A 10,154-nucleotide genomic window follows, 5' to 3' on the forward strand; every position below is an offset into this window, starting at 1 on the left:
GAAAATCAAAGAGCAAACTAGGAAGATAGCCGTAAGCTGTACTTGAGTACGGTAAGGCGCCGCTGACGTGGTTTGAAGAGATTTTCGAAGAGTCTAAGATTATTTAACTGTTGCTGTGCTTGTAATCAACTCAACAGCTTTTTTGATTGTGATATCGTGTTTCAACATATCAGCTGAAAGCAAGCTTTGTACTTGTGCAACTTCCATGTTGTAGTCTGTAGCCAATTGCTCGATTTCTTTTTGGATTTCTTCTTCTGAAGCATCAAATCCTTCAGCTTTGGCAACTGCTTCAATAACAAGGTTAGTCTTAGTACGTGACTCAGCTTCTGCTTGGTATTGATTGTGAAGGTCTTCTTGAGTAGTTCCAGTGATTTGGAAGTACATGTCAGGGTTGATACCTTGACGTTGCAAGTTTCCAAGGAATTCGTTTACTGAGCGGTGAACTTCTTCGTGAATCATTTCTTCTGGAAGTTCTACGATTTCAGCGTTTTCTACAGCTTTATCGATTGCTGCACCTTCTACTGCATCTTTGTAAGCTTCTTCTTTAGCAGCAGCCAATTCCTTGCGGTATTTTTCTTTCAATTCAGCAAGTGTTTCAACTTCTTCGTCGATGTCTTTTGCAAGCTCATCGTCAAGAGCTGGAACTTCTTTAGCTTTTACTTCGTGGATAGTTGTCACGAATTTAGCTTCTTTACCTGCAAGATCTTCTGCTTGGTAGTCTTCTGGGAATGTTACAACGACATCAACAGTTTCGCCAGCTGAGTGACCTACCAATTGGTCTTCGAAACCAGGGATGAATTGACCTGAACCAAGTCCAAGTGAGAAGTTTTCACCTTTTCCGCCATCAAATTCAACACCGTCGATAGAACCAACGAAGTCGATGACAACAGTGTCGCCGTTTTCAGCAGCAGCTTCTTTGATAACCAATTCAGCCAAGTTGTTGCGTTCGCGTTCGATACGCTCTTCAACGTCAGCATCAGTTACTTCTTTTTCTACATCTACTGATACTTCAAGGTTTTTGTAGTCACCCAATTTTACTTCAGGTTTTGTAACAACTTCAGCAGTGATAACCCAGTCTTGACCTTTTTCCATTGAAGTTACATCAATTTTTGGTTGTGCAACGACTTCAAGACCAGCTTCTTTTACAGCTGCTTCATAAGCGTTTGGTAAAAGAGCGTTCATAACGTCTTGGTAAAGTGACTCTTCACCAAATTTTTTGTCGAAGATAGGGCGTGGAAGGTGACCTTTACGGAAACCTGGAACATTAAGAGATTTCTTCACTGAGTTGAAGACACGGTCCAATTCTGGTTTGATTTGGTCTTGAGAGATAGTAAAAGTCAAGACACCACGGTTTGTTTCTTTGTTTTCAAATGATACAGACATTCTGTCATTTCTCCTTAAAATTTTTTAAATACAGTCTATTATAACATAAATGGGCGACTTTTTTCAAGTAATGAATGCGCTTTTCAATGACGCTAGAGGTACTTGCTTGCTTCTTTGATACTAAGGTCAGCTATTTCTCCAATATTATTTTTGCATATCTGTTAAAAGTCCTCATGCCCCACCAAGTGGTGCTGAAAGGCATAGACTGCAGCCTGGGTACGATCGCTAACCTCAAGTTTGGCAAGAATGTTAGACACGTGCGTCTTGACCGTCTTGAGAGAGATAAACAGTTCGTCTGCGATACGCTGATTTTCGTAGCCCTTGGCGATGAGTTGGAGAACATCTCGCTCACGCGCAGTCAAGTCCTCATGTAGTTCTATGTGATTTCGGTGGTATTCGACCTTCTTGCTGACCTCTTGCTCAATGGCCAACTCTCCAGCAGCCACCTTACGGACGGCATGGAGTAGTTCGTCCGCACTAGAAGTCTTGAGCATATAGCCACGAGCACCTGCATCTAAGACGGGCATGATTTTTTCATTGTCCAAATAAGAGCTCACAATCAAAATCTTGGCTTCAGGCCATTCTTTGAGGATAGCCAAGGTCGCATCAATCCCATTCATCTCAGGCATGACAATATCCATGACAATGACATCTGGACGTAATTCCAAGGCTAAGTCAATGCCTTGAGATCCGTTTGTAGCCTCACCCACAACTTCTACATCATCTTGGAGGTCAAAGTAGCTTTTCAAGCCCAAGCGGACCATTTCATGGTCATCTACTAGTAAAATTTTCATCTTTACTCCTTTATCATTCCTTATCGAGCAGGGGAATACGGATATCAACTGCCAGCCCTTGTTTGGGAGCTGTTAATAACTGAACCGTCCCTGCCATATCTTCAACCCGCTCCTTGATATTGCGGAGTCCATAACTCAGGTCATCTAAACTCCCTAACTGGAAACCAATCCCATTGTCCACCACCTTCAGCTGCAATTCAAAATCTGTCTGATAGAGATATACATCCAAACAAGAGGCCTGGGCATGGCGGAGGGTATTGCTGATCAATTCTTGCAGAATACGGAAGATATGCTCCTCGATTTTCTTAGGCAATTTCGTCACATTTTGCTTGAAACTAACCTTGAGATCACTCTTGTCCTCAAGCTCTTTTAAGAGGATTTGAATCCCTTCAACCAGACTCTTCTGCTCCAACTCAACCGGTCTCAAATGCAAGAGTAAGACCCGCAAATCCTTCTGGGCAGTTTCTAAAATGGCTGTGACACTCTGCAACTGGGTCTGCATCTTTTCTCTATCCAATTTCAAAGCCTGCTGACTGATACCCGATAAAATCATGTGGGCCGCAAACAACTCCTGACTGACTGTATCGTGCAAATCCCTAGCAATCCGCTTTCTTTCCTTCTCAATGATTTCCTCTTCCTGAGCAAGACTGTGATTTTCTGCTTTTTGAAGAGCTTCTGTCAAAAGGTTAAGTTTACCTGACAAGGACTTGAAACTGGCATCCAAATCTGGATCTGCAACCTGAACCACTTCTTGTCCTGCCAACAAACGCTTGAGATTAGTCTGCATTTTTCTTAGAGAAAGCTCTTCAACACCTCTCCAAAACAGGGCTAAGAGAAAGGTCATGGACATGCTGAATACCAACAACAAAAAGACAAATTTTTCTGTTTTTTCGACATCATGCAAGAAAATAGACCAGTCAAAGTCAAGTATTTCCAGCAAGCTGTGGGAGAAAAATAAGACAAACAGAAAGGAGGTGAGAGCAATGATTACATAGGCTTGTTTTTTCATCCTCTAACCACCTCCACATCCCCAATTATAGTCGTCAAGAAAATCTTGACACTCTTGTTACTCTTAAGGTAGTCTCTTGTTTCTTGATGATAGTGTTCATTGCGGAGCGCTCGCTTGGGCTGGTTGAAAAAAGTCAAATCACCATAGAGACAGTTAACACTGAGACTAACTTCTACATCTACGGGCACAATGATTTTAGTTGTTCCTACCATCTTTCTGAGGATAATGACATTGTCATGATTGGTTAAGATGACCCTCTCCAGATGAATGGTATCCTTACCCATAAGGCGAAAGAGATTGATATCATCAAACTGGCAAGTCTGGTAGCTTGAAAAATGATGGAGATTGCCAAACCAACGATTTTTCTCCTTCTTAACCGTCACAACCTCTTCAAAAACCAAATTGGTCTGCTCTTTTTCCTGGTTCATCATCGGATAAAGAAGAAAGAGGCTGTATATGACCGCAACAAAAATAGCTAGAATCACAAAAGGATTGAGCATGACGATGAAAAAGAAGAGAATAGTTGCCACTACTAAAAGAAGATTATTGCCCTCCTTACCAGTGTAATAGCGAATCAAAAGCAAAAAGAGGAATAGAATCAGCAGAAAACGCGAAAAATGCTCTGAAACCATCAAAATCAGAGCTCCTGTCAAAAGACAGGCTTCGATAAATAAAAAGATTTTAAATTTTCTCATAGGTTCATCCTCTCTCTTCTATTTTATCACACTTCAAAAAAGTCACCTCGGTCTGAAGATGGAAAAAAGGCGATGGTTACGCCTTTTTCATCTGATCCTTTGCTTCTTTTAATTTTCCATATAGAAGATAGTCTACTTTTTGCAGTTCTGCTATGGTGGCACAATTAAGAGCACACATGATGAGTCGTAAATCATCTTTCCAACCCTGAACAATAGCAATGACCTCTTCAATCGAGTGGTTTTCTACTAACTCTAACATAGTTCGAGACAGCCCTACAGCCTTGGCGCCAAAGACCAGACACTTAATCATATCCAGCGGATTTCGAATCCCTCCGCTAACCAAAAGTTCAACCTTGTCTTTCCAGTCTTGGGCATTAAGAAGGGCCTGCATGGTAGACTGCCCCCATTGATTAAGGTAATCACGTCGGCCACTGCGACGGTTTTCTATATAGGCAAAACTGGTGCCACCACGACCTGACAGGTCAAAGGTTCGAACGCCCAATTCATAGGCTCTCTCGATGGTCTTGGCATCCATTCCAAAGCCCACTTCCTTGAGGACAATCGGAACAGAGATTTGCTTGCTATAGTCTGCCAGATGCGATTGCCAGCTTCTGAACTTCCTTTCTCCCTCAGGCATGAGCAATTCCTGCATGACATTGACATGCACTTGCAGGAGAAGAGGGGTCATCTCATCTATAGTCTGAAGACCTAACTCGACAGGCTTGTCTAATCCAATATTGGTTCCAAGAAGGAGATTTGGATGATCAGACTTGACAGAAAAAGTGTCGTCTGTTGGATCCTTAAGGGCTGCGCTATAGGAACCCGTTACAAATAAAATACCACAGGCTTCCGCCACTTGAGCCAGCTTTTGATTGATTTCTCTTCCCTTATCGCTTCCACCCGTCATAGCATTGATATAGAAAGGAAAGTCCCACTTTTGACCAGCAAATTCTGTCGAAAGATCGATTTCATCCAGATCGTAAAGAGGCAGGGAAGAATGAATCAACTCCACCTCATCAAAGCTATTATAGGAACTTTTCTGCTCAAGGGCATAGCGGATATGCTCGTCCTTACGATTTGTCGTCATGTCCTATCCTTTCTTGATATAAGAGCTCAATCCCCAGATTGGCCCAACGGTTTTTTAGGGTTTCAGTTGATTGCTCATCAAAACTCAAGGCAATACCACAATCACCACCACCAGCGCCGCTACTCTTGGCAACAGCCTGCAAATCTTGACTGGCCTCTTTCAACTGTCTAAGCGAAGGCGTGTAAATATCTGCGCTCAAGCCTTCTAAAAGCTTGCTTGCCACTTCTACTTGCTCGATAATTTTTTCAACTTTCCCCTGCTTCAAGGCTTCTACCAAAGAAACCACCGTTTCTTTTGAGGAACTTAAAAATTTCTGATTGATATTTTGCTTGATTTGCTGAACCATGTGACTCGATACAGCCACTTCCTTGGTCCATCCCACTAGGAAATCACATTCTAATGCAGGTTGTACGTGTGAGATTGAAAAGCCCCAATCACGCTCTAAAACTGTCGCCAACTTTTCTTCTTTTAGCCAAGCAGCTACCTGCTGGCGGTCAAATGACTGGTATAGAACCAATTCCTCTGCCACAATACAGGCAATGTCCCCCATAGAACCATTGTCTCCGCGCTTGAGCAAGATAGCACTGGCCAGCTTGAACAAGAGTTCCTGATCAACCGTAATATCATACAGAGCCAGCAGGGCCTTGACAACCAAGACAACGACGCTACCGCTAGAACCTAGACCAAACTTTTTCCCTTCTCGTTCCATTTTTCCTCGGATTTCCAAAGAAAAAGGTCGCAAGGTCTGCCCACGATAAACAAGGAAATCTTGCACTAAAGCAATTGTTTCTTGAATCAAGCTATAGTCAGGATTTGGTGTCAAATCTACTGTGAAATCAAACAGATCTGAATAGATACGGTAACTATCAGAAAAAGCAATCTCGCCCTTCATATAGATGGGAATGGCCTTTATCAAGGCTAACTGCCCTGGCTCTAGAATAGCATATTCACCTGCCCAATAGAGTTTCCCGCAAGTTTTAACAGCAATCATCTTGGCTCAAATCCTTTGTTTTTGACACAATTAAGCGATAACGTTGACTGAAGATTTCTGATAAATGCTCCAAGTCTTTCTCTTGACAGAGGACTTTGACATTGGGACCAGCATCCATAGTAAAGTAGCAGGCTTCCCCTTGCTCACGAAGCTGGCGAACAAAGTCCATGGCTTCATAAGAGGCGTCCGTCAGATAAGAAAAGGCTGGTGATGCTGTTTTGGTCGTAGCGTGCATAGCCAAGGCATTTTCCTCCGTTAATTCCCCAACCTTGGCAAAATCATTTTCTTTGAGGTAAACCAGCATATCCTGATAATCCTTCTCAGACTGACGCACCCATTCATCAAAGGTCGTCGAGGTTTCCACACAAAGTTTCATCCCGTCACGGCTAGAGATTGGTTTTTTCTTATCTTCTAGCACCAACATAATCATAGCTAGTTTCAAGTCTGTCTCTACAGGGTAAATTTCTCCACTATCCTTGTCCCAGGCTCCTAGCGGTCCATAAAAACTCCGAGAAGAAGAGCCTGAAGCAAACTTAGCCTCCTGCGCTAACTGACTTCTATCCAATCCAAGCTTGAAATAAGCATTACAAGCCTTGACCAGGGCGGACAAACCACTAGAACTTGATGACAGACCCGCTGCCGTAGGCATATTGTTTTGAGTGTCAATACGAACAAAGCCTTCCCCAGCTGGACGATAGCGGTCAATAATCTTACTCATCTTAGCATGCTCAGCCTCATTTTGTAACTGACCATTGATATAAAAGGCATCAGCAGTAGCATCCGTTGGTAGAGGCGACAAGGTCGTCTCTGTGTACATATTTTCCAAAGTCAGAGAGATGCTGCTAGTCGCAGGCACCATCTCTTTTTCTTTTTTCTTTCCCCAATATTTGATAATAGCAATATTTGCGTAGGAACGTACTGTTACAGGCTCTCTATCCATATCTGAACAGCTCCTTTCTCTTCTAATCTTTCTGCTAGTTCTTGTGCGTGTGGCAAATTGGGTGCCAAGGCTATGATACAACCTCCTAGCCCACCACCACTCATCTTGGCACCCAGAGCACCATGGCTCAGAGCCGTTTCAACCAAAGAGTCTGCCTCAGGGCTACTGACACCAATTTCTTTTAGATGTAAATGCGCTTGACTGAGGATTAGTCCTAGTCCTTCAGCATCTTTTCGTGAAATCGCTTCTTCTGCTTGCTGGGTCAATTCTCCCAGGGCATGCAAAAACGGCAGGGCATCCTTGCCCTTGTTTTGAACCACTTGGATGGCTTCACGAGTATGACCATAAACACCCGTATCTGCAATGACCAAATAGGCGGATAAATCCATCTCAAGCTCTGTAAATCCTACGTTCTTAATAAAGCGAATAGGCTGGTCACTGAGACAGGTCTTGGCATCCAAACCACTTGGATTCATATGGGCAATCATCTCCGCCCGATTGACCAAGATTTCTAGCACATCATGAGGCAGGTCGGCTTGATAGTAGTCAAAAACCGCACGAATGGCTGCTATGCTAATAGCAGCTGACGAACCCATTCCCCGCTTCTCAGGGATAGCCGAGTCAATCTCACAGCGAATGCAGGCTTCTTTGATATTCAAATACTCCAGAGAAGCATAAACTGCCATGGACAAGGTATCCTCCTCATAGAGGCGCCAAGGACTTTCAGCAGGAACCACCTTACAAGTCACCTCCACCTCCAAAAGAGGTAAGGAAATAGCAGGATAACCATAAACGACCGCATGCTCCCCTATTAAAATAATCTTACTATGTGCCTGACCGACACCAACTTTTTTTGTCATGTTTTCCTTTTGCTAGACGAAAAAGCCGTCTCATACTCAATGAAAATCAAAAAGCAAACTAGGAAACTAGCCGCAGGTTGCTCAAAACACTGTTTTGAGGTTGCAGATAGAACTGACGAAGTCAGTCACATATATACGGTAAGGCGACGCTGACGTGGTTTGAATTTGATTTTCGAAGAGTATTATTTTTTCCTACAAGTATTTATTCTCTCCTATCTATTTTATTATATTTTCACAAAAAAAGCGATTGTTTCCTTCACAATCGCCTCTTTCATTATTGAACCCATTCGCCATTATAATTGACAGAATAGCCATCTACGGTCGTATTCACTGCTAAAGCACCTGAGCTATAAGCATAGTACCATTTGCCATTGACCTGGAACCAGCCTGTCTTCATATCTCCATTACCTGCATTTAGATAGTACCAAGTTGAACCATCTTGATACCAACCAGTTACCATAGCTCCTGATGAACGGAGATAGTACCACTTGTTACCAAGATATTGCCAGCCTGTTTTCATATCGCCATTTTCAGCATCTAAATAGTACCAAGTTGAGCCTTCTTGATACCAGCCAGTCGCCATAGCTCCTGATGAACGGAGATAGTACCACTTATTGCCAATTTGCTTCCAACCAGTTTGCATAATGCCAGTTTCTGGGTCTAGGTAATACCACGGAGCAGGTTTGCTTCTATCAATGTCAACAGTAACATGGAAATCTTGAGTCCAACCCTTAGCAACTTCACCAATTGGTAGTGGATTGTAAGAATCATCGCCAGAAATTCCTAGCTTATTTAAATAATACCAATTGCCGTCTTCATAAGTCCAGCCTGTCTTTACAGCATAATGATTATCAAAATAATAAGTTCTCTTTTCAGCAGATGGAGCATATTGTTCACCGTATACTTTTCCTGTATTTTCAGACGTTTTTGCCTCTAGTACTTGTTTATCTGTTTGTTCTAGCAAAGCACCATCTTGTCCAAAATAGTACCACTTCTCCTCAAGGCCAATTTCTAAGACTGGACGATTATTAAATAAATTATCACGATAACCTGTTCCATGAATTTCTACGTATTGCCAACCGACTACCATTTCTCCTTTATCACCAAAATAGTAAGTTTTACCGTCTATTTTATGCCAATAGATTGCTTTATGATCATCTTTTACATAATATTTTCTATTATCCTTATCAACAAATTGGCCACCTGTGGTATCCGCAAATACCGTATTTGTCGCTAGCAAACCAAAGAAAAATGTTGCTAGTGCGACTTGCATCATTTTTTTCAAAAGCTTCATTTGTATCTCCTCCAAGATTAAATCCATTCACCAGATGAGGCGAAATTATAAACTTTACCATCGATAATTTGGCTACCTGTAACCATTGTTCCAGAGGAATTGAGATAATACCAGTTTCCTCCTACTTTTATCCAACCTGTTTTCATGTCTCCATTAGTAGGATCTAGATAGTACCATGTTGAACCATCTTTCACCCAACCAGTTGCCATAGCTCCTGATGAACGGAGATAGTACCACTTGTTACCAAGATATTGCCAGCCTGTTTTCATATCGCCATTTTCAGCATCTAAATAGTACCAAGTTGAGCCTTCCTGATACCAGCCAGTTGTCATAGCTCCTGATGAACGGAGGTAGTACCACTTATTGCCAATTTGCTTCCAACCAGTTTGCATGATACCAGTTGTTGGATCTAGATAGTACCAAGCTGAACCATCATTTATCCAACCTGTACGTATTTCACCACCAATATAGTTTTCTCCATTAATTTCTGTTTTAGCTAGATAATACCAGTTAGACTGGTCATAAAGCCAACCTGTCTTTAAAGAATGATCTTGATTAAAGTAATAGTTCGTGTAAAAACTCTTCTCTTCTTTATCTTCCGGATTTGTACGTTTTTCCCCATACTTTCTTCCAACGCTGTCTTTAGTTTTAACCTCTAATGCTTCCCAACCAACAAACTCTTGTAGCACTCCATTTTTGTCAAAGTAGTACCATTCTGGCATTGGGGAACCTTCTAATCTTATACCATTAGGATAAGGACCAATTGTACTACCTTTAGATGGAAACGGAATATATTGCCAGCCGACCACCATCTCTCCAGATAAAGGATCAAAATAATAGTACTTCCCATCAATCACTCGCCAGTAGGTTTCTTTTAGGTCCCCCTTCTTGTAGTAGGTTCTACCATTTTCTTGGACAAATTGCCAGCCTTCTGAATCAGCATCATCCGCCAATACTGCACTTGTTGCTAGCAAACCGAAGAAAAAGACTGCTAATGCGATTTGCATCAATTTTTTTATTATTTTCATTAGACCTATCCTCCATAACTGATTATAGCAAAGACCAAACCGCATGTCAATATATAGAAAATCCCTCAAAAAA

General features: G+C 42.0%; 10 protein-coding genes. All 10 read right to left on the bottom strand.

The features are described 5' to 3' along the window. Positions 1-99 precede the first annotated feature (99 nt). On the bottom strand, positions 100-1,383 hold the full coding sequence (gene tig / locus HMPREF2701_RS05170; RefSeq protein WP_001863967.1) for a trigger factor: 1,284 nt from the start codon (positions 1,381-1,383) through the stop codon (positions 100-102). A 161-nt stretch (positions 1,384-1,544) separates the two neighbouring features. Continuing rightward, complete coding sequence (locus HMPREF2701_RS05175) at positions 1,545-2,177, bottom strand: response regulator transcription factor (protein ID WP_061589565.1); 633 nt, start codon at positions 2,175-2,177, stop codon at positions 1,545-1,547. Between the two features lie 13 nt (positions 2,178-2,190). Continuing rightward, complete coding sequence (locus tag HMPREF2701_RS05180) at positions 2,191-3,186, bottom strand: envelope stress sensor histidine kinase LiaS (protein WP_061589566.1); 996 nt, start codon at positions 3,184-3,186, stop codon at positions 2,191-2,193. Beyond that, positions 3,183-3,881: a cell wall-active antibiotics response protein LiaF gene (liaF, locus tag HMPREF2701_RS05185; RefSeq protein WP_061589567.1), complete on the bottom strand. Its 699-nt coding sequence runs from the start codon at positions 3,879-3,881 to the stop codon at positions 3,183-3,185. Before liaF ends, HMPREF2701_RS05180 begins: the two co-directional genes overlap by 4 nt. A 76-nt stretch (positions 3,882-3,957) precedes the next feature. Further along, positions 3,958-4,968, bottom strand: coding sequence for a type 2 isopentenyl-diphosphate Delta-isomerase (fni, locus tag HMPREF2701_RS05190; RefSeq protein WP_061589568.1), 1,011 nt, complete (start codon positions 4,966-4,968; stop codon positions 3,958-3,960). Further along, positions 4,952-5,959: a phosphomevalonate kinase gene (locus HMPREF2701_RS05195; protein WP_061589569.1), complete on the bottom strand. Its 1,008-nt coding sequence runs from the start codon at positions 5,957-5,959 to the stop codon at positions 4,952-4,954. Before HMPREF2701_RS05195 ends, fni begins: the two co-directional genes overlap by 17 nt. Continuing rightward, a complete protein-coding gene (mvaD, locus tag HMPREF2701_RS05200; protein WP_070482362.1) occupies positions 5,946-6,899 on the bottom strand; it encodes a diphosphomevalonate decarboxylase in 954 nt (317 codons plus the stop codon). Before mvaD ends, HMPREF2701_RS05195 begins: the two co-directional genes overlap by 14 nt. Continuing rightward, on the bottom strand, positions 6,881-7,759 hold the full coding sequence (gene mvk, locus HMPREF2701_RS05205; protein WP_070482364.1) for a mevalonate kinase: 879 nt from the start codon (positions 7,757-7,759) through the stop codon (positions 6,881-6,883). The genes mvaD and mvk overlap by 19 nt, the downstream gene beginning before the upstream one ends. A gap of 274 nt (positions 7,760-8,033) precedes the next feature. After that, positions 8,034-9,053 (bottom strand): choline-binding protein CbpC, encoded by a 1,020-nt coding sequence (gene cbpC, locus HMPREF2701_RS05210; protein WP_070482366.1) that lies wholly within the window; start codon positions 9,051-9,053, stop codon positions 8,034-8,036. A 17-nt stretch (positions 9,054-9,070) separates the two neighbouring features. Next, on the bottom strand, positions 9,071-10,081 hold the full coding sequence (gene cbpJ, locus HMPREF2701_RS05215) for a choline-binding protein CbpJ (RefSeq protein ID WP_070482368.1): 1,011 nt from the start codon (positions 10,079-10,081) through the stop codon (positions 9,071-9,073). Positions 10,082-10,154 lie beyond the last annotated feature (73 nt).

Source organism: Streptococcus sp. HMSC077D04 (assembly GCF_001808785.1).
Classification (GTDB): Bacteria; Bacillota; Bacilli; order Lactobacillales; family Streptococcaceae; genus Streptococcus; species Streptococcus mitis_BX.

Coding starts and splice junctions, on each gene's coding strand:
- tig (WP_001863967.1), bottom strand. CDS start 1,383: ATGTCTGTATCATTTGAAAACAAAGAAACAAACCGTGGTGTCTTGACT.
- HMPREF2701_RS05175 (WP_061589565.1), bottom strand. CDS start 2,177: ATGAAAATTTTACTAGTAGATGACCATGAAATGGTCCGCTTGGGCTTG.
- HMPREF2701_RS05180 (WP_061589566.1), bottom strand. CDS start 3,186: ATGAAAAAACAAGCCTATGTAATCATTGCTCTCACCTCCTTTCTGTTT.
- liaF (WP_061589567.1), bottom strand. CDS start 3,881: ATGAGAAAATTTAAAATCTTTTTATTTATCGAAGCCTGTCTTTTGACA.
- fni (WP_061589568.1), bottom strand. CDS start 4,968: ATGACGACAAATCGTAAGGACGAGCATATCCGCTATGCCCTTGAGCAG.
- HMPREF2701_RS05195 (WP_061589569.1), bottom strand. CDS start 5,959: ATGATTGCTGTTAAAACTTGCGGGAAACTCTATTGGGCAGGTGAATAT.
- mvaD (WP_070482362.1), bottom strand. CDS start 6,899: ATGGATAGAGAGCCTGTAACAGTACGTTCCTACGCAAATATTGCTATT.
- mvk (WP_070482364.1), bottom strand. CDS start 7,759: ATGACAAAAAAAGTTGGTGTCGGTCAGGCACATAGTAAGATTATTTTA.
- cbpC (WP_070482366.1), bottom strand. CDS start 9,053: ATGAAGCTTTTGAAAAAAATGATGCAAGTCGCACTAGCAACATTTTTC.
- cbpJ (WP_070482368.1), bottom strand. CDS start 10,081: ATGAAAATAATAAAAAAATTGATGCAAATCGCATTAGCAGTCTTTTTC.